This window comes from Chryseobacterium sp. PET-29 (assembly GCF_025736815.1).
GTDB lineage: Bacteria > Bacteroidota > Bacteroidia > Flavobacteriales > Weeksellaceae > Chryseobacterium > Chryseobacterium nepalense.
In genome coordinates this window covers 505129-527739 of the sequence record NZ_CP107053.1, presented here as the reverse complement: position 1 = coordinate 527739, position 22611 = coordinate 505129, and the positions used below count along the sequence as shown (strand labels likewise).

The following is a 22611-nucleotide window of genomic DNA, read 5'->3' as shown; positions in this document are numbered from 1 at the left end:
TGTTACATCAAATGCTAAATATGTTTTAAAGAAATCTTATTTAAATAAATTAATTCAGATAAATCCCGAAGTACCAGGTCCAGGCAATCAAAATAATCTGCATCGGAATTCTTTCTTTATAAAGGTAACTCATTCCCGGGCCTGTAAAATCTGCTTTAAAAATATTGATATTTTTCTTTGACGAATTGATGTTGGCAATAAATACCAATACGTAAAAAATTATCAGTAAAACAGCAGTCAGCTCACGAATGGAGGGTATCATGAGACCAATTCCTGCAGCAATTTCTATAACTCCGGTAATATATACCCAAAACATTTTGGCAGGTATAAATTCCGGGATCATCATTGCCATTCCTTTCTGGAATTTAAAATGTGAAAATCCCGTAAATATAATGAAGACAGCCATTCCCAGATTTCCGGAAAACAAAAAGTTCCAGTCACCCTCAAAAATTTTCGTTCCTGCTAAAGCAAGAAAGAATGTTGCAAAGAGAATTGTTAATAGTTTCATATTGCTATAATTTCCCCTTAAAGTGTTAAAGTATTTTCCGCGAGATTTTTAACTATTTCAAGTCCCTGTGTGAACCCTTTGTTCATGTGCTCTTCCCAGTTTTTATCCACCTGAACCTCAGCATGAAGTTTGGTTCTTCCGTCAAAATCAATCAAAAAATACTTCTCGAAACATCCGCTCCACTGCTTCACTTCCATGCTTTCAGTGTCTTCATTTCCTTCTTTATTTACCATCCCGAGATGTTTGAAAATAATCTGATCCGGTTCTTCCATATTATCTATGGTTGAAACCATTCCCTCACCTTCACTATTCAGGAAGTACGTTTTTCCGCCAACTTGCCAGTCTGATTTCATTACAGATGCAGAAGCCGGATTGAAAAATTTTGTCCATTCACGATATGTTTTTTCATTCCACAGTACGTCCCAGACTTTTTGTTTGGGAGCGCTGATGATGATTTCATAAGATAATGTTTCCATAGCTGAAATTTTATGTATTAACTTGTTTAAAATAACTTCAGAATTAACCGCAAAAGATACAAAAGATAATGTTAAAGCGAATTTCCAGAATAATCAAAGTGCTCAAAAGAATAAAATCAAATATTTTTAAAAACTATTGTGAACTTTTTCGTTTATAACTATCAACTTTAAATAAAAGTTTAGTTCATCTTTTGTGACTTTTGCGGGTAAAAGTTTAAACAGACTTATTATTTAAAGTTGATTTTCAGAAAGATTTTTAACATTGGATAATGCAACTGGAAATTTTTCTTCAAAGAATGATTTGAACTCTTCTGTGGTTGCCACTTCAACGTAAAGATGCGTGGTATTTTCATGTTCCTTGAGGATGTATCGTTCTGTAGCTTCTCCCAAATCGCGTGGTGTTTCTACTCCTTCATAAATTTCTCCAAGATGAAGAAAAGTTATTTCCTCACTGGGAATCAATTGAACGATCTTACTGTACATTCCGTTATTTTTAGGGTCTAGGAATTTTATAATATTTCCTTTTTCCAAACTTCCCTGATAAAAAGAACCTTCTGTAAAAGCTGATGTCCATTGTCTGAAAGAGAAATCGTCCCAAAGTACAGTCCAGACTTTTACCGCTTCCGCATTAATTTGAATATCAAAATGTAATATTTCCATAAATTGTATAAGTAGCTGTTATTATGTTATTTGTGTATTATATTATTTTATCCTCCGACATAATCTCCGCCATTGATATGGATGATTTCGCCGGTAATGAAACTTGAATCCTGTGATGCTAAAAACACGTAGGCCGGTGCAACTTCCGATGGCTGCCCCGCTCTTTTCATTGGGTTATCTTTCCCGAAATCTGATACATCATCGAAGGTTTCTTTAACCAGAGGTGTCCAGATAGGACCAGGCGCAACGCCATTTACCAGAATATTTTTTTCTGCAATATTGGTTGCCAGAGAGCGGATAAAGGTTGCTATTGCACCTTTCGTGGACGAATAGTCAATGAGGTGATCACTTCCGCGATACGCTGTTACAGAAGTGGTACAGATAATCCGTGATCCGTTTTTCATCAGCTGCAGGCAGTCTCTGGTAAATGAAATCATTGAGATGATATTGGTATTGAACGTTTCATGAATCTGTTCGTCTGTGATGTTTTCAATATCATTTTTTGGGAACTGTATTCCTGCATTATTGACGAGAATATCTAAGGTCTCCCAATCTTTTTTTATTTTTTCAATGCATTTTTTCTGAAAATTCTTTTTTGAAATATCACCTTTCAGCAAAACGCATTTCCTGCCTTCCTTTTCTACCAATTTTTTAGTTTCTTCCGCATCGTCGTCACTTTCTTTATAGATGATGGCAACATCTGCTCCTTCGCGGGCAAAATGCACGGCAACAGCCTGTCCTATTCCGCTGTCCCCTCCTGAAATAACCGCTTTTTTATCCAACAGTTTCTCGCTTCCTCTGTAGCTCTCGCGGATAATCTCCGGCAGGATACCTTCTTCCGGTACTTTTGATTTAGATTGTGACTTGTTGTGTGTTTTCATAAAAGATATTTCCTTTACAGCATCAAACAGCAAGCCGAAGCCGAAAATATGGTATCTTATAAATATGAATTACATTTTAATTTTTAGTTTTTCAGATTATGTAATTGAATTATTTTTTAAACATTAAGAAATTAAGTTTATTAAAAGTAAAATTGATTATTTAAAATAATCATAGCAGTTTTTGATCTATTGAACGCAAAGGTTCGCAAAGATTTATTTATTACTAAATGCTTTTAATTTCGCAAAGGCTGAACTACATTCGTAAACCTTCAGTTTATACTCAGCAAAAAAGTCAAAGCTTTCAATTATGACAAATTACGGACAATCATAACATTTAAATTGATTCTAAGAATGATAGGCTTTTTCCAGATCTTCTATAATGATTTTCTGCATTCTCATCATCGCCTGCACTACTTTCTGGGCTTTTACAGGATCCGGATCACTCATCAGTTCTATTAATTTTTTAGGAACAATCTGCCAGCTGAATCCGAACTTATCTTTTAGCCATCCGCACATGCTTTCCTTTCCTCCGTCTGAGGTCAGGCTTTTCCAATAGTGATCGGTCTGTTCCTGATCTTCTGTCATCACCACCATTGAAATTGCTTCGTTAAAATCAAACTGATGATTATAAGAGCTGTCCATACAGAAAAAGCTGTAACCATCAATCACAAAATGCGCATGCTGAATATTTTCTCCCGGTTCTGCAATTGGGTGTCCCTCGCTTCCCTCTCCGTATTTCAAAATACTGCCGATCTTAGAATCAGGAAATGTTGAAGTATACAATTCCATAGCCTGCATTGCTTTGCCATTGTTTTCATGCATAAACATCAGGGTAGGAATTATTTTTTGTGATTCCTGTTTATTTCCGAGGAATATTTGCCAGGTAACGTCATATTGATCTTTCAGCCAACCGTATTTTTTGCTCCATGAATAGGAATCCAGTGGCATTAAGGCCATCCCGCCTTCCATCAGCTGATCCCAGTACTGTTGCACTTCATCTTCCGTTTCACAGATTACCATAAAAGAAACCGAAGCATTTTTTTTAAACTGAGGACCGCCATTGAGAAGCATTATTTTCTGGCCGAAAAGTTCAATGTTCATCACCACCGGTGTATCTGCGGTAATTTTTCCGCCGAATATTTTACAGTAAAATTCGGCAGATTCTTTAGCGTTTTCATCGTACCAGAGGCACGGAAAGATATTGTTGTTCATTGTTTTAATTTAATATTGAAATAATAAGCTTAATCGTTCTGTATTATTTTAACGCAAAGGCGCAAGGGCATTTCATTCAGCACAGGATAGTGGTTTAATTTTTTTCAGGTATTGTATTAAATATTCCTGAATTTATTTAATTATTATTTACCGGATGCTAGGCGTCACTATTTTTAAAATACATATTATTTTCCGTCATGTAGATTTTCAGTTTTTCCAGAGCATTTTTACCGAAACCATACATTTGCAGGATTTCCTTCTCGGAATATTCCGAAAGTTTTTCAAGGGAATCTATTTTTTCTTTTCCTAAAGCTCTTCTGGCCGGCATGGGAATAATTCCCTGCAGGAAATCGCTTGTTACAGTATGGCTCACGGCGCAAATTGAGTTCAGGCACTTTGCCATTATTACCAAGTTGATCATGACCGAAAAAAGTATTACTTAATGATTTTCAACATATTTATGAAAGTTATTAAGAATTGCGTACCAGCCGTCCCGCTGCATTTCAACAGGATTTTGCTTTTCAGGATCGAATATCTCAGTAACTTTTGTCGTGTTTTCATCAATTTTATCGAAAATCACTTTTACTTTTCTTTGATCTTCCATGTGATAAGTGATGCTTTTCTCAGGAATAATTTCGTCATAAATTCCGACAAGATCAAACCCGAAACTTCCGTCCTTTGCCTGCATTCTTGTTGTAAATCGTCCTCCTTCTTTTAAGTCTACTTCAGCAGAAGGACACTCCCATGTATCGCTGGCAAAATTCCATTGGGTAATGTGTTCAGGGCTGTTGAAATACGTCCATACTTTCTCAACGGGCTCCAGAATTGTAATTTCAATTTTTATTGGTTCCATATCAATATCTATTTTGGTGTTTTGAAATAATTGCTCTTCACTTTTCAATACTAAGGTACACTATTTTATATATTCTTCATTATAATTGATCATCCAATGGATACCATATTTGTCCTGGAAACTTCCGAAATAATCGCCCCAAAACTGGTCTTCAAGAGGCATTTCAATATTGCCGCCCTCAGAAAGTCCTTTAAAAAGTCTTTCCGCCTCTTCTCTGGAATCGGGGAAAATAGAGACATAGTTATTATTTCCTACCTTGAGGGTCTGCCCAAAACTCGGAACGATATCAGAAGCCATCAAAAGATCATTACCGATAGGAAGCGCAATATGCATTACCCTGTTTTTTTCTTCGTCCGATAAATTTTCGGTTCCGGGTGCATTTCCCATTCTGTAAATTTCTCCGAGAAATTCTCCTCCGAAAACGGATTTGTAAAAGTTGAAAGCTTCTTCCGCTTTCCCGTCAAAGTTTAAATAAGAATTTAATTTAGCCATGATTTTTTATTTTAATGTTTATTTTTTTAACGCAAGGACCGCAAAGATTTTTTTACTACTATACTTTTTTAAGTTCGCAAGGGCGTTCTACTCAGCAAAAGCATAAGAGTTACAGGAACAATCGTTTCTAAGAATTTAATTGGCCTTGATTTAAGTATTTTTTTATTTAATGTTTATTTTTTTTAACGCAAGGACCGCAAAGATTTTTTTACTACTATACTTTTTTAAGTTCGCAAGCGCGTTCTACTCAGCAAAAGCATAAGAGTTACATGAACAATCGTTTCTAAGAATTTAATTGGCCTTGATTTAAGTATTTTTTTATTTAATGTTTATTTTTTTTAACGCAAGGACCGCAAAGATTTTTTTACTACTATACTTTTTTAAGTTCGCAAGCGCGTTCTACTCAGCAAAAGCATAAGAGTTACATGAACAATCGTTTCTAAGAATTTAATTGGCCTTGATTTAAGTATTTTTTTATTTAATGTTTATTTTTTTAACGCAAAGACCGCAAAGATTTTTTACTACTATACTTTTTAAGTTCGCAAGGGCGTTCTACTCAGCAAAGAGAGTTAGATTTAAATGAGCTATTGATTTTGAAAAATTTTAATTATTTAAAAACTTTTCTGCCTCGATAACAGTAAAATCAATAAGCCTGTCGTCAGTATTGCCATTAAAATCAGCCATCATGTAGGAACCGTGGGTTGCAGGAAGAATCAAGAGATTTGAATCTTCGACAAGCCGCCACATTTCCACCGTATGTTCCGGTTTCATTACATCTTTATCCCCGGAAATAAATAATACGGGAGAAGATATGCCTTTCAAAATTTCTTCACTCCAGTCTTCGAAAGTCTGCATCCTTTTGCTGTCTTTATCGAACATGTTTTCCAGGGCAGAAAAGTCCGGATTCAGGCTCAAAAAATTAATTTTAAGCGGTTCGGGCATTGAATCGAGAGTAGCATTGTTCATGCTTTCGAAGAAACCGTCCAGCATTCCGTTTTTTTTGTAGAATGCAGATGCAACGATCAGTTTTTCCACCATTTCAGGATACCGATGAGCAACCTGCATTACCGTATTTCCACCATTACTGAATCCCCAGAATGAAGCTTTTTCTATGTTGATACTTTTCAGAAGTGCAGCAACATCATGCGCATCCTGTTCAAAAGTTTCCGCAATATCACGATGACCGGACCTTCCGTGATTCTGAAGATCAATGCCGATAAGCTGAAACTTATTTTCAAGCCTTGCAATAACTTCTTTATAATCAAACAGAATGGAACCTCCGCCGCCATGAATCAACACCAAAGGTTTTCCGGAACCGTAGATTTCGTAATACATCTTAATTCCGTTAATTTCCTGATACCCTTTTTCAGCCGGAGTCATTTTTAATATTTTAAATCTTTATCGAATTCATATTTTAAGCCTTCATAACCGAGAATTCTCCGCATCAGTCCGATTTGCCCGCACAGATAATCTTCCCGACCGATGCACATTCCGATGAAATTCAGCACGGTTTCCGGAAAAAATTCGATATTCATTCCCATGGGAAAAGCTTTGTCCAATTCTTCGTCTGAAGCTTCCAGTAATTTCTGATACACCAGAGGCGATATTTTGTGAAAAGCATCCTTTAACTGCTCCAACGAAGGGTAGGCAAAACTTTCATTTAAACTTTTCCCCTGAAAAAAAAGATCTTTAAATTCAAATTCTTCCTGAATTCCGAGCACCGATCCTAAAGCATACCTCATATCCAAAAAGTTTCCGGCCATCCAGATGATATGATTGGTTTTGCCTTCTACTCTTTTCAGAGCGTCCTGCTCGGAAATTCCATCCAGCACCATCAGGAAATTCTGACTGTGACCACGGAATGCAGGAATAATAATTTCTAATTTTTTTGATGTTGGCGTGTCCATAATGTTATGTTTCTGATGTATTAATTATGATAGGATCTGAGAAGGATCGGCAAAAATGACATTCCATCCATGACCATTGATGTCCCAGAAAGAATTTTGATACATCCAGCCATGATCCTGCGGTTCTTCGTGCTGTGTTGCGCCGTTGGCGACAGCCGCATTCACAACCTGGTCTACTTCTTCACGGCTGTCTAATCCGATGGCAACCAATACCTGGGTAGTATCGCCTTTCGGAACAGGTCTTTCTGAAAAGGTTTCGAAAAATTCTTCCGTTAAGAACATGATGGAAATCGTATCATTCATCATGATACAGACTGCTCTTTCATCGGAAATCTGCTCGTTGACGGAGAAACCCAGGTTCGTCCAGAATTCTTTTGTTTCCCAAATATCTTTTACGGGAAGATTGACAAAGATCTGATTGATTTTCATAGTGTGATTTTATTTTGTTTAACCTATAACCAAAATTATCAAGTTGCCGTGAAAATCAACTTGTCATAAGGCAAGATTTATATTTTCCTGGGATGTGAAACCAATTCTTTGCGGATTCGGCTTAAAGAAGTATCTGTAACGCCGAGATAAGACGCGATCTGCTTGAGTGGCGCAAATTGAATGACGTAAGGCTTCTGCTCCAGAAGATTAAGGTAGCGTCTGGTGGCAGACAGGGTAAACATTTCCACGGAACGCTGCTTGCAAATGAACAATTGCTGCGACATCCATGCCCTTCCCCACTCCCTGAGATTAGGGATTTTATGAAAAAGCTCCTGAAAAGTTTCAAAATCGAACTTCCAGCATTCGCAGTCGGTAATGCAGACGATGTTTTCCTGCGTAGGAATTCTCTGGAAAAGTGATGAAACCTCAATAATAATTTCGTTTTCAACAAAAAAATTAGTCGTAACATCGTTACCGTTGAAGTCTGTAACAAATGATCTTGCGAGGCCTTTTTCCACGATATAATATTCATTGGCTGTTTTGCCTTCTTCCAGGATAAAATCTCCTTTATGGAAGGTAATTTTCTCATGGGCATTGAATATTTCCAGAAGTTCTTCCGGTAAGAAAAACGGGAAATCATAGCATATTTCGAGGGCCTTACTAATCATCAGGTAACTGTTTTTTGTGGTTTAAAAATAGAATTTTTGCGGGAACTGATGAAGATAAATTTTTAGATTTTTAAAAATGAGTATTTGAATAACATTTTTTTAACATCTAATCTTCAGGAAAGTTTGCCGCACCCTCGCGCGAAGTTTTCCGGAACACCAGGAAACCTCCACACACCCCTGCAAAGGCTTTTCCGGTAACCGGGAAAGGTTGTTGCACCCTCGCAACAAGCTTTCCCGGAAAAACGCAAACAACATTAAGTAGTTAAGTTTTTTAGATCGACGCTGTTTTAATTATTTTTTGATGAGGTATAAACAAAGTTTATTTTGTTAAGTAATTGAAGATCCTTCAACAGGCTCAGGATGACATCGCTAATACTACTCGCTATAGGCACACATTGTCAGGCTGAGCTTGTCGAAGCCACTGTCTGAAAGATAATATTTGATGGTTGATAGTTGTCGGTTGAAAAATAATCGATTTAAATATTATTATTAAAAAATTTCATTAGATTTTCAAATATGGTAAATGTCTGATGGTCAACGATTCAAAATAATTAATAATTTAGCGGTATGAAACAAACTTTCAGATTTAATTCAATTTCAGATTTTCATGCATTTTGTAATCTTCCGAATCCGGAACATCCGCTGATCAGCCTTATTGATTACAGCAAAGTACAGTATCCGGTAAACGATACGGAGCTGAAATGGATCCAGAATTTCTACTCGGTAGGTCTGAAACGTAACGTTAATGCAAAATTCAATTACGGACAGCAGGAATACGATTTTGACTCCGGTGTACTGTGTTTTGTTTCGCCGCTTCAGTTCCTGAGCCTGGAAATGAAACCTGATGTGGTAGCGGAACCGACGGGCTATTTACTGCTCATTCACCCTGATTTCCTTTGGGGAACTTCCCTGATCAAAAAAATCAAATCGTACGAATTTTTCAGCTACCAAATCAATGAAGCACTTTTTCTATCAGATAAGGAAGAGAAAATCATCGTTGATCTTTTCAGGAATATTGAAAAAGAATACCAGAACAATACCGATAAATTTACCCAGGAGCTGATCGTCGCCCAGCTTGAACTGTTCATGATCTACGCCGAACGTTTTTATGAACGGCAGTTCTTTACCCGCAAAAAATCCAGCCACGAATTATTGGAAAAATTTGAAGAAACGCTTTCGCAATATTTCAGCAGCGGAAATCTTCTGGAAAAAGGGATTCCTTCGGTAAAATCCATCGCGGAACAACTGAGTATTTCCCCGAACTACCTGAGCAGCCTGTTGCGGATTCATACGCAGCAAAACACGCAACAGCACATCCAGAATAAGCTGATCGACCATGCTAAAGAACGTCTGAGCACGACCAATTTGTCCGTCAGTGAAATTGCTTATGAACTTGGTTTTGAGCATCCGCAGTCTTTCAGTAAGTTGTTTAAGCAGAAGGTGAAGCAGTCGCCGGGGGAGTTTAGGAGGGCGTTTAATTGAGATTATCTTTATAATCTTACAAAAAATCCGTTTTTTACTGATAATAATTTAAAGGTGTTTTTTTATTTTTGAATAGACTAATAACAATTCAAATTTTATAACATGAAAAAGATTCTTTATTATTATTTGTATTACACTCCTAAAGATCTTAAGAAATCAAACACCAATCCGACAATAGATATTGAAAGAAAAGCTGCCTTAGGTTTTCTTATAGTTTTTGCCATAGATATAATTAAAAAATAAAAAAAGAGAAGTCCAAAACTTCTCTTTTTTTTTATCCAAACTTCTTCTTCCTCAACCAGAAGAACAATCCTCCTAAAATCCCGATGATTACTAACGGCAGCAGCAAATTAAACCATTGCCAGTTGTTTTTCTCTTCGGTAATTCTTTGTCGGTCCAGAAGCCTTTCTTCGATATTTCGGTTTCTGAGTTCCATAAGGTTGCTGTCGTCCAGAAGATAGTCGAGGGCATTTCTCAGGAACTGTTCGTTGCCAAACTGTTCGTTGGTGAGCAGATCTACACCCAAAGGAAGAGGCTCGCCTTTCAGCACTTTATTTCGGCCTACGTCGCCGTCGGCAATCACGATCATTTTATTTTCAGGACTTGAATTTTTGAAATTCGGGTATGATTTTCTTTCAATCCTTGAAGCATACGCAGAATTGAACTTTCCTTCCAATGCTACTGCATAGATTTTCGGGGTGCTAGGTTTTTCCATTTGCCCAAGGCTGTCGACACTGGAAATTTCTTTTAAATCCACATAATTCGGAACCTGCTTGAGCAACGTTCTTTCACTTGATTCGAAAAGCACATTGGTCTTAATATTTTTTCTTCCGCCCAAGGTATCAATGGAGGTCGGGAATTCAAATTTCACCGGATTGATATTTTTGGTAATCGGATTTTTGTTTTCTGCGATTCCTAATGGATAATACGGCCACGGAAGACTGGTGTACTGAGGATTTCCACTCACTTCTCCGGTCACTAATCTCAACAGGGCAAATTTCTTCACATCTTTTACCAAAGCAGGGTTGATCCTGATCCCGTAGTTGAAGAAAAAGTCGGTCATATTGATATCTACCGGGAACGGCATTACTTTTTTAGACCTCATCAGCGTATCCATTTCCGCATTTACGGCATCAATCATCCACAACGTTTTACCACCGTTCATGATGTATTGGTCAAGGATCACTTTTTCTCCGTCGGTGAAGGCTTTTCTTGGTTTTGCAATGACAAGCGCACTCATCTGCTTCAGCATCGGAACATCAGCAAGGCTAAGCTCTTTCTGATTTTTAGGAATAATAGGTCCTGCATCATAACTTTCCGTTGCCAGCTGCATGAATCCCTGGAATTCAGTGGGGCTCAGCTCATCCTGGTTGATCAGTACCCCGATTTTTTTTCTCCGGTTTGCTGCAATATTTTTGATATTGGAAATCAGATTATATTCTAAATTTTCGATGGATTTTGTTAACTGCTGATCTGCATCAATTCCGGACTGCTGTACTACCAACGGAATGGAAACTCCTTTTTTGTCATATTTTACCACCGCATACGGAAACAGCATAATTTGCGAAACTTTCCCGTCTTTGATATCCGGAAGTACGGAAGGCTGCATTCCCATTGCCATCAGGGTATCCTGAGACATTTTGGTTTTGATGGGATCAATAAATTTGAAATCGATTTTCGGATTGATCTTCCTGAATTCTTCGAGCATGAATCTCGTTTCACTCTGAAGCTGCTTGAAGCTGGCAGGAAAATCGCCTTCCAGGTAAACGTCCACCACCAAAGGTTTATTTACCGATTCTAATACTTTAACGGTATTGTCTGAAAGTGTATACCTTTTTTCTTTGGTTAAATCCAACCTGATGCCTGAAACGGCGAGAATAATAACCAGCGGTAATATGACGAAAAGTAAAATTCCCAGCGGAGATTTAAATGATATCTTCTTCATAATTCTACTTTTTTTTATTAATGAAATGATTGGACAAAACTAAGGTAATACCGATGATCAGCACAAAATAAGCTACATCTTTAAAATCAATAAGTCCTCTTGTAAAACCTAAGAAATGCTGATAAAAGCCTACATTCTGTAAAATAAAGTCTGCGCCTCCAAGCAATTTATAACTTGCCAACTGCTCAATCCCGAAGTACATGATGAAACACATGAAAACACCCAACAGATAAGCCATGATCTGGTTTTGGGAAAGCGAAGAAGCCAGAATTCCAACTCCCGAAAATGCTGCAATTAAAATAATTAACCCGATATAACTTCCGAAGGTCATCCCTAGATCTATATTTCCTGCCGGAACACCTAGTACATAAACGGTGTATAAATAAATCAGTGATGGAATCAGGCATAAAATACCAACAATCCAAACGGACAAGAATTTTCCGAATACCAAATCCGAAATTTTTAAGGGTTGGGAAAACAGCCAGTTTAATGTTCCGGTCTGCTGTTCTTCCGCAAAAGTTTTCATCGAAAGAGCCGGAATGATGAACATTAATAGCCAAGGAACCAAAACAAAGTAGCTTTGTAGAGAAGCCATCCCGATCTCAAAAATATTGGAATCGTTGTCGAAAAAAAACAGAAACAGCGTCGTGATCAGACTGAAGGCGGCAATGATCACCCATGCGCTCCAGTTTCCGAAGTAACTCCAAAGTTCTTTTTTTAAAATTGCAATCATAGTTTTTATTGTCAAATGTTGTTAGTTAATTGTTGTTAGTTGTTAGCTTTTTACGATCAACCATGAGCAAACAACCATTAACCAATCATTACTTTTTCTTATTTTTATTAACCAATTTCACCGTCATCATAATTAAAAATACCAGAACGAAAAATCCGGTGATTAATTGCCACCAATATTCAATAACCTGAGATTTTAAGATCACCGTAAATACAACAAGGAACAAAATAAATGTCGCAATTTCATTCGCCTGTCTTAGTTTGATATTGGCAGTTTCCAAGGTATTTCCGTTCAGTTCTTTCAGTTGTAACACTTTTTTCCAGCACCAGTAATGGTAAATTGCGAGGCCGATAAGAAACGTGAGCTTCAGATGAAACCAAGGCGTTTTCATCAATCCTAAATTCAAGAAGATCATGGTTATTCCGCAAAGTGTCATGATTACACCCGCCGGAACGGTAATGATATTCCACAGCCTGCGTGCCATGAAGGTATACTGTTCTCTTAAAATTTTCTTTTTATCCTCGGCAAATTCGTCGGTATCTTTATAATAAACAAATATTCTTACAAGGTAAAAGATCCCTGCAAAATAGCTTACCATAAAGATAATATGAAGCGCTTTTATGATGGTATAAAGCATGTTTAATTAAAATAATTAATTTTTGAAATTCTGCATAATCTGTCATAGCTCTTAAGCTCTGAAAAAAATTTACGAATTAAAAATTTTAAAGTTATAATATTAATAAATAGAGATGTGATTCCTATTCCAAAAAAAAGAAAAGCAGTCTTATAATCAGACAATGATATCATATATATTGGTAATAAAAAAATAAAAATAATATATATTAAAACATCGTTATATAAATATCCTATTCTTACATCCAAGTAATTTTTCTCATTTTTTTTGATAAATTTTCCAGTTATGGTAGGGGAATTTTTCCATGTGCTTAACTGAATTTGAAAACTATTTTCACTTGTTGTACCTATATATTCTTTTCCTATATCAAAGATACTTTTAGACAATTTATCATCTATATTTGTTAATAACTCATTTTTAGATTTTGAAAATTCAATGATGTATTTGGATTTAAAAAACATTTAATTGAAAATTATGAGCAAAGATAAGTTTTTATATAAATTTTAAAAACAAAATTCTGTTGATTTGAAAATTCATTTATAAGAAAATGCTTCGACAGGCTTAGCATGACATTGTGATATTAATCTTTTTAAAGCAAATTTCTAGCGTTGCCGTGCTGAACTTGTGGAAACATTCCATCCAATATTATTAATTAAGAAATCACACCCAGCTCTTTTCCAACTTTTTCAAAAGCAGCAATTGCTTTATCGAGATGTTCTCTTGTGTGAGCTGCGGAAAGCTGAACTCTGATTCTTGCTTTTCCTTTCGGCACTACCGGATAGAAGAACCCGATTACGTAAATTCCTTCATCCATTAATTTTTCCGCCATTTTCTGAGCTAAAGGTGCATCATAAAGCATTACCGGAACAATCGCCGCGTCACCATCCGGAATATCAAAACCTTTTGATTTCATTTCCGTTCTGAAATATTCTGCATTTTCCATTACTTTATCACGCAGAGAAGTATCTTCGGAAATCATATCCAATACTTTCAATGCTGCTCCCACGATTCCCGGAGCCAGTGAGTTCGAGAATAAATACGGTCTTGAACGCTGTCTCAGCATATCGATGATTTCTTTTTTACCGGAAGTAAATCCTCCCAAAGCACCTCCCAATGCCTTTCCTAAAGTGGAAGTAATGATGTCTACTCTACCCATCACTTCGTTGGCTTCATGCGTTCCACGGCCTGTCTTCCCGATGAAACCTGTAGCATGAGAGTCGTCTACCATCACCAAAGCGTCATATTTATCTGCCAAATCGCAAACACCTTTCAGATCGGCAACAATTCCGTCCATTGAGAAAACACCATCCGTAACGATGATTTTAAAACGGTGATTTTTTTCGGAAGCTGCAATTAACTGGGCTTCAAGATCTTCCATATTGTTGTTTTTATAACGGTATCTTGCCGCTTTACAAAGACGAACGCCGTCGATAATGGAAGCATGGTTCAGCTCATCCGAAATGATCGCATCTTCTTCTGTGAATAATGGTTCAAAAACTCCTCCGTTTGCATCAAAACATGCTGCATAAAGGATCGTATCTTCAAGACCTAAAAAATCCGCAATCTTCTGCTCCAGTTGCTTATGAATATCCTGGGTTCCGCAGATAAAACGAACGGATGACATTCCGTAACCGTGAGATTCTATCATATCCTGAGAAGCTTTCATCACTTCCGGATGGTTGGATAATCCCAGGTAATTGTTGGCACAGAAGTTCAGCAGTCTTTTCCCGTTAGCTTCTATTTCCGCACTCTGCTGAGAAGTAATAATTCTTTCTCTTTTGTAAAGCCCGTCGTTGTCGATATTCTGCAGTTCATTCTGTAAATTTTCAAGATATTTTTTAGAGATCATTTTAGATAGATTTTTTGATGCGCTAATTTAATAAAATCACGGTAAAGTATTCTATTTTATGATTTTTATTCTGAGCGTTTAAATAAAAATTTAATATTTTTCCAAATAGTCTACAATTTAAGTAGACTAATCGTTATATTTGTTACTCTAAAATCAGGAAAATGAGATTATCACCAGTACAAAAAATTAAAAAAATAACATCCGAAGATTTCCTCAAAACCTATTTAAAACCTTCAAAACCAATTATCCTGGAGGATTTTGTAGACTCAAAAAGTCCCGCTTTTGAAAAATGGAATTATTCTTATTTTAAAAAAATCGCCGGAGAGCACAGAGTTAATATTTATGGAAGCGAAATTGAATCGCTGGACAGAGTCGCCAGCAAACCAATCGGGCAAAGTACTTTCTCAGAGTATCTGAACCTGATCACTTCTTCTCCCACTGAACACCGTCTTTTTTTATTTAATTTATTAACCGTTAAACCCGAACTTAAAAATGATATCCATTATAACGATGTTACGAAAGGAAAAATCATAAAATGGCTGCCTTTTATGTTTTTCGGTGGTGAAGGCTCAATTACCAGAAATCATATTGACATTGATATGTCTCATGTTTTTATCACCCAGTTCCAGGGAATTAAAAGAATCTGGCTTTTTCCGTGGGAACAATCTGATTTGATGTATAAGCTTCCTTACAACTTCCACAGTATCACCAATATTAAGGATCCTGATTATGAAGAATTTCCCGGACTGAAATATCTGGACGGATATGAAGCAATTATAAAACCGGGTGAAACCCTTTACATTCCTTCCGGCTGGTGGCATTATATCCAATACGAAACCGAAGGCTATTCTGTTTCTATACGGGCTTTACCTTCCAGTTTACTTGAAAAATGGCGGGGTTTTAAAAATCTGGTTCTGATAAGACATTTTGATAACCTGATGCGAAACATATTTAAACAGAAATGGTTTGATTTTAAAGTGGAAAAGGCAAAACGTAAAGCCAACAGGGCTATTAAGCGCCAGAAAAGTTTTCAGATTTAATTTAAATTTTAACCTTAAAAATATCAGCTATGGAACTCATTGATTTAGTATTGTCGGCAGAAAGATCATTAAACATCTATTATCCAATTCCAATTATTCATTTTTAAACAAAAAAACCTTCAGAGATTCTGAAGGTTTTGACCTGATAGGTACAGTTAATAATTACTTTTTTAAAAACTTTATATTCTTATCATTAATTTTAAGAATATACGCTCCGGGAACAAATTCTGATGTATTGATTGGTTTTCCGGGCTGATATATCCCTTTTTTTACGAGTTTTCCGTCTATGAAATAAATGGTAAATTCGGAGGATTTGTCAATGCCTTTGATATTAATTTGATTGTTGGCGGGATTCGGGTAGATTGTGAATTCATCTTTAGCCGTCTCTGCTGTTCCCAGCGTATTATCCTGGGCCACTGTTGAATTTTTTTCTAAAATCTGGTATTCATAATTAAATTCTATGCTGGCCACCGGAAAGGCCACGGATTGCGTGAAATACTGATTGTTTGTCGTATTATTTAATGCCAGATAGGCAACCTGCCCTCCGGTTCCGTTTACTTTAATCGGAAGAGGCATCTCAAAAAAGCTTACCGTAGGATTGCTTTGCGTCTGTGAAGCTCTTATGGTTAAAGTATTTCCTATCTGTTTCCAGCGGATAGTATAGGTGGGATAGCCCTGTCCGTAGATCCAGTCGTTGAAAAATTCTGTAAAATCTTTACCGGTGGAAGTCAATAAAGAAGCATTAAGATCCTGTGTTCTTACATAATTATAGGCAAGTGCAGGTCTTGAATGATATTCCTTAATAGCTTGGTAAAATGCTGCATCTCCAAGGATCCATTTAATCATTCTCAGTACATATCCGCCTTTTGCATAAGACAATCTTCCATTGAAAATAGTTCCCACACTCCAGAGATTTGAATCGGCAACATATACACTTCCACCTGTTGCGCTTGTAATATAGTTTTTCTGTCCCAGAAGATAATTTAAAAAGTTGGCATTGGTCATCAGCAGCTTTTCATTAGCTAAATGTTCACCAAATGTTGCGAAACCTTCATTAAGCCAGATATCATTCCATGCGCCGCAGGTTACTTTGTCTCCGAACCATTGGTGGGCAAGTTCATGGGCAATTAAATCTCTGGACCAACCGCCCATGGATGACATGGTCTGATGCTCCATTCCGCCGCCGGCCTGAAATTCCATATGTCCGTACTTTTCATTCCGGAAAGGATAAGGCCCGAAATAATTTTCAAAAGTATCCATCACTGTTTTCGTCCATTCAATATTGCTCATGCTTGTTGTATTGTTGGAAGTAGACGGAAAAATATAGTTTACAAAAGGGAATGGCGGATTTCCCATAGTGTCATTTAACTTAACAAAATTAGTAATAGAAAACGCGATAAGATAAGCCGCAGTAGGATATTGTGTTCTCCAGAAAGTACGTTTTTGTCCGTTTCCAAGAATGGTTTCAGACATAAATTTACCGTTTCCAGCCACACTATATTGGGAAGGCGTGGTTACTTTTATATCAAACTTTTCGATTTTATCATTTAAGCTTTGTTTGGTAGGAAACCAATCCTGCGCACCATACGGTTCGCTAAGGGTAGATAAAACCGCAGTTCCGCCCTGTGTTCCGTTAAAGAAAGCATTATTTGCCGTAGGCGGCGCTCCCGAATAGCTAATCGTAAGAGAATCCAGTACATTGGCAGCAAGTGGAGAAGCAAAATCAATTTTTACTTCCTTTGTAGAGAGCTGCTGAAAATTAAGATTGTTTCCATGATAGGCAACCTGTGAGACCGTCATCTGATCGTCGAGATCAAAATAGATGCTGCTGATATTCTGATTGGGTTTAAAATGAGAGGTTACGGAGCCTTCAATGCTATATATAGCCGGATTTACCGTAACATCCATTCTCTGATACTGCAGATCATAATTGAGCGTATTCGGATTTGTATTTCCGGCTTCCATTTTGTTGGCAAAAGATTTCATTTCTTTTGCGATCAGTCCCTTTCTTTCAATATTGTTTATGTCTTTTTGGGCGTACAATTGATGGATTGTAAAAACACCCAATAACAAAAAATAGATTTTTTTCATACTTAGTAAAAAATTGTATCAAAGATATAAAAAAACCTTTCAATCATTGATCAAAAGGTTTTTATCTTAATTAAATTTTAATAATACTATAAATCCAATGCAGGCTCAAGAATTTTCTCCATTCTTTTCTTTACCATGTCTACCGATCCCGTATAATTGTTCACCAATAAAGAAAAAACCAAAGTTTTCCCTGTATTGGTTTTCATATATCCTGCTAACGTTTTCACTCTGTTTAAAGTTCCTGTTTTTGCATAAATCTGCCCGTTTCCGACTCCGTTGAACATTCTTTTCAATGTTCCGGACTGGCCTCCTACCGGCAATGAATTCAGATATGTTTTATAATATTTTTCATCCATTAAAGAAGTTAAAAACTTTACCTGTGATATCGGCGTAACGTTATTGCTTCTTGAAAGTCCGCTTCCGTCAATATAATTTAACCCTAACATATCAAAGCCTTCTTTCTTCAGATGCTCGGTTACTACTTTTCTTCCTGATTCACTAGTCTGATCTCCCAAACTCTGGAAACCTACCGTTTTCAGCAATGCTTCGGCTAGACCGTTATCACTGTGCTGATTGGTATAAAAAATAATATCGCCTAAAGTTGGAGATTTATAGACCGAGATCATCTTTCTGCTTTCGGGATTAGCGTCCGTCATTTTCGGAGTCACTTTTCCTGTTACAGGTATCCCGCTTTTCACCAGAGTTGTTCTGAAAGAGTTGGCAAGATAGGCCGGTGCATCCGGCAATTTTGTTGTTAAAATGCCATCACCTTCATATTTATCGGCATACACCATTTGGTTGTTATAAGGAGAAACGTAGAAAAATTTCTTTTCATTTGAGAAATTGGCTGATTTTTTTACAATCAGTTTTTCATTGGCAGGATTGATCTCGTGCGTAGTTCCTGCAGGCAGGTAGTAATTATTATTCTCCAACCACACAACATTTTCCGGAAGCTTTGAAATATTGCCTTTGAAAAGCGCTGTCTGGATGATAATATCACCATTTACCTTTTTGATTCCCTCGCGTGAAAGTCCTTCCTTAAAATCTGAAATAATATCTCTGTACGCCCATGCTCCTGCTTTATTGGTCCCCAAAGAAGGATCCCCGCTTCCCACGATGTAAAGATTTCCGTTCAGAACTCCATTTTCATCAACACTTCCCGAATATTCCAGCTGCGTATTCCAACGGTAATTCTCACCCAGCATGTTCATTGCCGTTTCGGTAGTGAGTAATTTTGTGGTGGAAGCAGGAACTAAAGGAGTATTTTCATTATACGAAGAAATTATTTTCTTCGTTTTCGGATCGTACACTACGAATCCCCAGGTTGCATTTTTCAGCACCGGATCGGTCATCATTGTGTTTACATTAATGTCTACAAGCTCTTTTGCCGAGAGAATCGTTTTTTCCGCCATCGAAGTAATCGGTGAAGGCAGATTCAAACTGTTGTTCTGATTTTCGTAACCCGGAGCATACAGCACTGTAGAAACGGTAGACTGGGCAAGGAAAAATCCTGCGGCCAGCACCGCAACACCTGAAATATACTTTCTGAAATTTACCATCTATTTTTTCATTTTGCTATAGTTTGGATGGATTAAAAATCAATCGGTTAAATCGAAAGTTAAAACCCCAAACATATAATCAACGACCAAATGTAGAAAATATTGCAATTAGTAGGGATGCAGAAGGCTTATAAAACCCTATAAAATTTGTTAAAATTTGTTAAAAATCTACAAATACATCTTTTTTAATACTGTGGTATGCAGTAATTTCATCAAATTCTTCCAAACTTGTTAAAATCAATTTTTTATATTCTTCATATTTTTTTCCTCTGGGAAGCTTAAGAAGGATCTGGAACTGGTACAGGTTGTTAAGTTTTGCAATCTGCGCTTTTTCCGGCCCCAGTACACAATCTCCGGGAAGATATTTCCTCAAAATTGATCCTAGAAACTGAGAAGCTCTGTTCGCTTTATCTTCTCTTCTGTGTTTCAGCTCAATCATGATGAGTTTTGTAAAAGGCGGATAATGGAATTTCTTACGTTCCGTTAAAATATATTTATATACCCTTGCCGGATTATTCATTTTAATCAGCTGAAAAACGGAATGTTCCGGGTTATACGTCTGTATGATAATTTTTCCTTTTCCTGATACCCTGCCCGCTCTTCCGGAAACCTGTGTAATGAGCTGGTAAGCACGTTCTTCTGCTCTGAAATCCTGAACATACAACATTGAATCAGCCTTTGGAATTGCTACAAGCTCAATGTGATTAAAGTCCAGTCCTTTCGAAATCATCTGTGTTCCGACTACAATATCGGTCTCACGGTCTTCAATTTTCTCATACAATCTTTCGTACGCGAATTTTTTTCTCATCGAATCAACATCCATGCGGTCAACTTCGTTGTCGGGAAACAGTTTTGAGACTTCTTCATGAATCTGTTCGACTCCCACTCCTCTTTCATTCAGGTTTTCAGAATAACATTTGGGACAGGTTTTCGGTTTGGAAGCTCTCTGGCCGCAGTAATGGCATTTCATTTCATTGGCAGCTTTGTGATATGTCATTACGACGTCACAATTGGAGCAATAATTCACATAACCACAGGTTTCGCATTCTACCACGTTGGCGTAACCACGGCGATTATGAAGCACAATAATCTGGTTCTTTTCTTCAAGAACTTTTTTAATCTCATCAATAATCTGCAAAGAAAAGTTTCCGGAAACTTTTTTGGAATCCTGGGCTTCTTTAAAATTTATCAGCTCATATTCCGGAAGATTTACGTTTCCAAAACGTTCCTCGAGAAAAACATAGGCCATTTTATCTTTCCTGGCATTGTAATAACTTTCAACAGAAGGTGTTGCAGAACCTAAAATGACCCGGGCACCATAAAAATTTCCCAATACCAGTGCTGCATCTTTAGCATTGAAATAAGGAGACACTTCGCGAGGCCTGTATGCGGAATCATGTTCTTCATCCACCACAATCAAACCTAAATTCCGGAAAGGCAGGAACAAAGAGTTCCGTGTTCCGATCAGGATTTTAATATCATTCTGGCGGATTCTTCTCCAGACCTCCACGCGTTCAAAATCTGTCAGTTTCTGATGGTAAAACCCAATCTGTCTTCCGTATTTTTTTTCTAATCGTTGAGTAATCTGCTTGGTTAAAGAAATTTCAGGAAGGAGAAATAATACGTTTTTGCCTTCATTGATACATTCTTCTATTTTTTCAAGATAAATATGGGTCTTTCCTGATGATGTCACCCCATGAAGCAGCGCGTTTTTTCCGTCCTCAAAGGCTTCATCAATTTCCGCTTTTGCATTTTTCTGAGATTCTGAAAGCTCTTCTATTTCTTCTATTTCCCCTTCATAGCTTTCAAGCCTGTCTTTCTGCATGTAATATTCCTCAACCAGATTCTTATCTGCCAATGCTTTAAAGTGTGAACTTACAAAATAACCATCTTCAAAAAGCTCTGATTTTTTTATGTGAAGATCCGGATTTTCCGTCTGCTTTTCGAGAATATGAAGGAAAAGGTCTTTCTGCTTCTGCGATCTTTTTAAGGTTAAAAGTATTTCCGTAAGGTTCTGGTTTTTTAAAACCTCATCTTTTACTTTTACGTATGCAACTTCCTTTGCTTTGTACTTTTCGGCGATTTTTTCATCAATCTCGATATATTGAAGATCAATTAAAGAATTGATGGTTCTGATGATATCTTTTTTGGGGATAAATGCTTCAATATCCGTCAGATTAATCAGCTGCCGTACTTCCAGAGCCTGGATCAGGTACATTTCATTGACATCCAGATTTTCGAAATCAACCGTTATATTCGGCTTTAATTTTAAATAAGTTTCGCTTTCCAGCTTCAACGAAGAAGGAAATGCAAAACGGTAAATTTCACCCAGCCCGCACAAATAATAATCTGAAAGCCAGTTCCAAAACTCAATCTGCTCGTGCGGAACAATAGGCTGATCATCCAAAAGGCTGATAACTTCTTTTGCGACAAATGCTTCCGGCGCATCATTATGAAGTTCAAATACAATTCCGGTATAGATTTTTTTACCACGAAACGCAACCAAAACCCTCATTCCAACCTGGATTTCGGATTGCAGTTCTTCGGGAACTTTATAGGTAAAAGATCCTTTTAAATTTAAGGGTAAAACAATCTGGGCGTACTGCAAAGGAAAATATTTAAAATGTAAAATTAATTGATTCTTTCGGTAACTGCAATTTTTTATATTTTTATCGTTCTTATATTAACTAATATTTCAATAAATAAACCATGAAAAAATTACTTTCAATTATAACTGTATTTCTGATCATTTTAACTTCTGCCCAGGAAAAAATTTCTTTAAACAAAGGAGAAATTACAGTTCCCATTGGCAAAAAAATTCTACTGAAACCTGAAATAAAAAACAATAAAATTATAAGTTTTGAAATTGTAAAAGAAGATAATATTACTCAAAAAGTGGATTTGTTTGATACATTAGAAAATTTCAAAAAAGATGAAGTTAAAGATAACAGCATTGAGCTTACTTTCGCAGAAGGCTTTATGATGACCTCAACAATGTATGTTTTAATTGTTATTCAAAAAACAGGAAAAAAATTACTTTTTAAGGCTAAAATCAGATTAAAAGGTAATTCTTCATATCAATCAACTTCTATTATGCCGGCCATAAGCAATTCTGTACTTGTGGAGCAATGGAAAGATCACATTGATTCTATTATTTTATACGATTTCGAGCTTAACTAAAATAACATTTCA

The 22611-nt window shown here is 36.7% G+C and carries 24 protein-coding genes; 4 read left to right on the top strand and 20 right to left on the bottom strand.

Annotation, left to right across the window (positions count from 1 at the left end):
• Positions 1 to 49: 49 nt before the first annotated feature.
• The 12 genes from ODE14_RS02295 to ODE14_RS02240 all read right to left on the bottom strand — a co-directional run bounded on the left by ODE14_RS02295 (position 50) and on the right by ODE14_RS02240 (position 8086).
• Positions 50 to 508 (bottom strand): DoxX family protein, encoded by a 459-nt coding sequence (locus tag ODE14_RS02295; protein WP_263602815.1) that lies wholly within the window; start codon positions 506 to 508, stop codon positions 50 to 52.
• A gap of 17 nt (positions 509 to 525) precedes the next feature.
• Positions 526 to 984 (bottom strand): SRPBCC family protein, encoded by a 459-nt coding sequence (locus ODE14_RS02290; protein ID WP_263602814.1) that lies wholly within the window; start codon positions 982 to 984, stop codon positions 526 to 528.
• Between the two features lie 231 nt (positions 985 to 1215).
• Positions 1216 to 1644, bottom strand: coding sequence for an SRPBCC domain-containing protein (locus ODE14_RS02285; RefSeq protein ID WP_248393853.1), 429 nt, complete (start codon positions 1642 to 1644; stop codon positions 1216 to 1218).
• Positions 1645 to 1691: 47 nt separating this feature from the next.
• Positions 1692 to 2525 (bottom strand): SDR family oxidoreductase, encoded by an 834-nt coding sequence (locus tag ODE14_RS02280; protein WP_263602813.1) that lies wholly within the window; start codon positions 2523 to 2525, stop codon positions 1692 to 1694.
• Positions 2526 to 2870: 345 nt separating this feature from the next.
• Complete coding sequence (locus ODE14_RS02275) at positions 2871 to 3737, bottom strand: VOC family protein (RefSeq protein WP_263602812.1); 867 nt, start codon at positions 3735 to 3737, stop codon at positions 2871 to 2873.
• A 157-nt stretch (positions 3738 to 3894) separates the two neighbouring features.
• The gene (locus tag ODE14_RS02270; RefSeq protein ID WP_263602811.1) at positions 3895 to 4110 is read right to left on the bottom strand and encodes a hypothetical protein; all 216 of its coding nucleotides are present in this window, start codon (positions 4108 to 4110) and stop codon (positions 3895 to 3897) included.
• A 66-nt stretch (positions 4111 to 4176) separates the two neighbouring features.
• A complete protein-coding gene (locus ODE14_RS02265) occupies positions 4177 to 4590 on the bottom strand; it encodes an SRPBCC family protein (RefSeq protein ID WP_263602810.1) in 414 nt (137 codons plus the stop codon).
• Positions 4591 to 4650: 60 nt separating this feature from the next.
• A complete protein-coding gene (locus tag ODE14_RS02260) occupies positions 4651 to 5082 on the bottom strand; it encodes a VOC family protein (RefSeq protein ID WP_263602809.1) in 432 nt (143 codons plus the stop codon).
• Between the two features lie 603 nt (positions 5083 to 5685).
• Entirely contained in the window at positions 5686 to 6462 is a 777-nt protein-coding gene (locus ODE14_RS02255) for an alpha/beta fold hydrolase (RefSeq protein WP_263602808.1), read from the bottom strand.
• Between the two features lie 2 nt (positions 6463 to 6464).
• Positions 6465 to 6989: a DinB family protein gene (locus ODE14_RS02250; RefSeq protein ID WP_263602807.1), complete on the bottom strand. Its 525-nt coding sequence runs from the start codon at positions 6987 to 6989 to the stop codon at positions 6465 to 6467.
• 24 nt (positions 6990 to 7013) lie between these two features.
• Entirely contained in the window at positions 7014 to 7418 is a 405-nt protein-coding gene (locus ODE14_RS02245; RefSeq protein WP_263602806.1) for a VOC family protein, read from the bottom strand.
• A gap of 77 nt (positions 7419 to 7495) precedes the next feature.
• Complete coding sequence (locus ODE14_RS02240) at positions 7496 to 8086, bottom strand: Crp/Fnr family transcriptional regulator (protein WP_263602805.1); 591 nt, start codon at positions 8084 to 8086, stop codon at positions 7496 to 7498.
• A 567-nt stretch (positions 8087 to 8653) separates the two neighbouring features.
• Here ODE14_RS02240 and ODE14_RS02235 point away from each other — a divergent pair.
• The gene (locus ODE14_RS02235) at positions 8654 to 9568 is read left to right on the top strand and encodes a helix-turn-helix domain-containing protein (protein ID WP_263602804.1); all 915 of its coding nucleotides are present in this window, start codon (positions 8654 to 8656) and stop codon (positions 9566 to 9568) included.
• 102 nt (positions 9569 to 9670) lie between these two features.
• On the top strand, positions 9671 to 9811 hold the full coding sequence (locus ODE14_RS02230; protein ID WP_263602803.1) for a hypothetical protein: 141 nt from the start codon (positions 9671 to 9673) through the stop codon (positions 9809 to 9811).
• A 31-nt stretch (positions 9812 to 9842) separates the two neighbouring features.
• Here ODE14_RS02230 and gldG read toward each other — a convergent pair whose 3' ends face one another.
• The 5 genes from gldG to kbl form a co-directional block, all read right to left on the bottom strand.
• Positions 9843 to 11513: a gliding motility-associated ABC transporter substrate-binding protein GldG gene (gene gldG / locus ODE14_RS02225; RefSeq protein ID WP_248393873.1), complete on the bottom strand. Its 1671-nt coding sequence runs from the start codon at positions 11511 to 11513 to the stop codon at positions 9843 to 9845.
• Between the two features lie 4 nt (positions 11514 to 11517).
• A complete protein-coding gene (locus ODE14_RS02220; protein ID WP_263602802.1) occupies positions 11518 to 12246 on the bottom strand; it encodes an ABC transporter permease in 729 nt (242 codons plus the stop codon).
• 88 nt (positions 12247 to 12334) lie between these two features.
• A complete protein-coding gene (locus tag ODE14_RS02215) occupies positions 12335 to 12883 on the bottom strand; it encodes a CopD family protein (RefSeq protein ID WP_263602801.1) in 549 nt (182 codons plus the stop codon).
• A gap of 2 nt (positions 12884 to 12885) precedes the next feature.
• Positions 12886 to 13341 (bottom strand): hypothetical protein, encoded by a 456-nt coding sequence (locus ODE14_RS02210; protein WP_263602800.1) that lies wholly within the window; start codon positions 13339 to 13341, stop codon positions 12886 to 12888.
• A gap of 191 nt (positions 13342 to 13532) precedes the next feature.
• Positions 13533 to 14729: a glycine C-acetyltransferase gene (gene kbl / locus ODE14_RS02205; RefSeq protein ID WP_263602799.1), complete on the bottom strand. Its 1197-nt coding sequence runs from the start codon at positions 14727 to 14729 to the stop codon at positions 13533 to 13535.
• A 161-nt stretch (positions 14730 to 14890) separates the two neighbouring features.
• Between kbl and ODE14_RS02200 the strand changes: the two genes are divergently transcribed.
• Positions 14891 to 15769: a cupin-like domain-containing protein gene (locus tag ODE14_RS02200; RefSeq protein WP_263602798.1), complete on the top strand. Its 879-nt coding sequence runs from the start codon at positions 14891 to 14893 to the stop codon at positions 15767 to 15769.
• 162 nt (positions 15770 to 15931) lie between these two features.
• Here ODE14_RS02200 and ODE14_RS02195 read toward each other — a convergent pair whose 3' ends face one another.
• From ODE14_RS02195 to priA, 3 genes are all read right to left on the bottom strand, one after another.
• Entirely contained in the window at positions 15932 to 17860 is a 1929-nt protein-coding gene (locus ODE14_RS02195; RefSeq protein ID WP_263602797.1) for a M1 family metallopeptidase, read from the bottom strand.
• An 86-nt stretch (positions 17861 to 17946) separates the two neighbouring features.
• On the bottom strand, positions 17947 to 19419 hold the full coding sequence (gene dacB, locus ODE14_RS02190) for a D-alanyl-D-alanine carboxypeptidase/D-alanyl-D-alanine-endopeptidase (protein ID WP_263602796.1): 1473 nt from the start codon (positions 19417 to 19419) through the stop codon (positions 17947 to 17949).
• Between the two features lie 160 nt (positions 19420 to 19579).
• Positions 19580 to 22027, bottom strand: coding sequence for a primosomal protein N' (gene priA, locus ODE14_RS02185; protein WP_263602795.1), 2448 nt, complete (start codon positions 22025 to 22027; stop codon positions 19580 to 19582).
• Between the two features lie 101 nt (positions 22028 to 22128).
• Between priA and ODE14_RS02180 the strand changes: the two genes are divergently transcribed.
• Positions 22129 to 22599, top strand: coding sequence for a hypothetical protein (locus ODE14_RS02180; RefSeq protein WP_248393881.1), 471 nt, complete (start codon positions 22129 to 22131; stop codon positions 22597 to 22599).
• Positions 22600 to 22611 lie beyond the last annotated feature (12 nt).

What these genes read in the sequence shown, in the direction of transcription:
- ODE14_RS02295 (WP_263602815.1), bottom strand. Translation starts at nt 508, where the DNA reads ATGAAACTATTAACAATTCTCTTTGCAACATTCTTTCTTGCTTTAGCA.
- ODE14_RS02290 (WP_263602814.1), bottom strand. Translation starts at nt 984, where the DNA reads ATGGAAACATTATCTTATGAAATCATCATCAGCGCTCCCAAACAAAAA.
- ODE14_RS02285 (WP_248393853.1), bottom strand. Translation starts at nt 1,644, where the DNA reads ATGGAAATATTACATTTTGATATTCAAATTAATGCGGAAGCGGTAAAA.
- ODE14_RS02280 (WP_263602813.1), bottom strand. Translation starts at nt 2,525, where the DNA reads ATGAAAACACACAACAAGTCACAATCTAAATCAAAAGTACCGGAAGAA.
- ODE14_RS02275 (WP_263602812.1), bottom strand. Translation starts at nt 3,737, where the DNA reads ATGAACAACAATATCTTTCCGTGCCTCTGGTACGATGAAAACGCTAAA.
- ODE14_RS02265 (WP_263602810.1), bottom strand. Translation starts at nt 4,590, where the DNA reads ATGGAACCAATAAAAATTGAAATTACAATTCTGGAGCCCGTTGAGAAA.
- ODE14_RS02260 (WP_263602809.1), bottom strand. Translation starts at nt 5,082, where the DNA reads ATGGCTAAATTAAATTCTTATTTAAACTTTGACGGGAAAGCGGAAGAA.
- ODE14_RS02255 (WP_263602808.1), bottom strand. Translation starts at nt 6,462, where the DNA reads ATGACTCCGGCTGAAAAAGGGTATCAGGAAATTAACGGAATTAAGATG.
- ODE14_RS02250 (WP_263602807.1), bottom strand. Translation starts at nt 6,989, where the DNA reads ATGGACACGCCAACATCAAAAAAATTAGAAATTATTATTCCTGCATTC.
- ODE14_RS02245 (WP_263602806.1), bottom strand. Translation starts at nt 7,418, where the DNA reads ATGAAAATCAATCAGATCTTTGTCAATCTTCCCGTAAAAGATATTTGG.
- ODE14_RS02240 (WP_263602805.1), bottom strand. Translation starts at nt 8,086, where the DNA reads ATGATTAGTAAGGCCCTCGAAATATGCTATGATTTCCCGTTTTTCTTA.
- ODE14_RS02235 (WP_263602804.1), top strand. Translation starts at nt 8,654, where the DNA reads ATGAAACAAACTTTCAGATTTAATTCAATTTCAGATTTTCATGCATTT.
- ODE14_RS02230 (WP_263602803.1), top strand. Translation starts at nt 9,671, where the DNA reads ATGAAAAAGATTCTTTATTATTATTTGTATTACACTCCTAAAGATCTT.
- gldG (WP_248393873.1), bottom strand. Translation starts at nt 11,513, where the DNA reads ATGAAGAAGATATCATTTAAATCTCCGCTGGGAATTTTACTTTTCGTC.
- ODE14_RS02220 (WP_263602802.1), bottom strand. Translation starts at nt 12,246, where the DNA reads ATGATTGCAATTTTAAAAAAAGAACTTTGGAGTTACTTCGGAAACTGG.
- ODE14_RS02215 (WP_263602801.1), bottom strand. Translation starts at nt 12,883, where the DNA reads ATGCTTTATACCATCATAAAAGCGCTTCATATTATCTTTATGGTAAGC.
- ODE14_RS02210 (WP_263602800.1), bottom strand. Translation starts at nt 13,341, where the DNA reads ATGTTTTTTAAATCCAAATACATCATTGAATTTTCAAAATCTAAAAAT.
- kbl (WP_263602799.1), bottom strand. Translation starts at nt 14,729, where the DNA reads ATGATCTCTAAAAAATATCTTGAAAATTTACAGAATGAACTGCAGAAT.
- ODE14_RS02200 (WP_263602798.1), top strand. Translation starts at nt 14,891, where the DNA reads ATGAGATTATCACCAGTACAAAAAATTAAAAAAATAACATCCGAAGAT.
- ODE14_RS02195 (WP_263602797.1), bottom strand. Translation starts at nt 17,860, where the DNA reads ATGAAAAAAATCTATTTTTTGTTATTGGGTGTTTTTACAATCCATCAA.
- dacB (WP_263602796.1), bottom strand. Translation starts at nt 19,419, where the DNA reads ATGGTAAATTTCAGAAAGTATATTTCAGGTGTTGCGGTGCTGGCCGCA.
- ODE14_RS02180 (WP_248393881.1), top strand. Translation starts at nt 22,129, where the DNA reads ATGAAAAAATTACTTTCAATTATAACTGTATTTCTGATCATTTTAACT.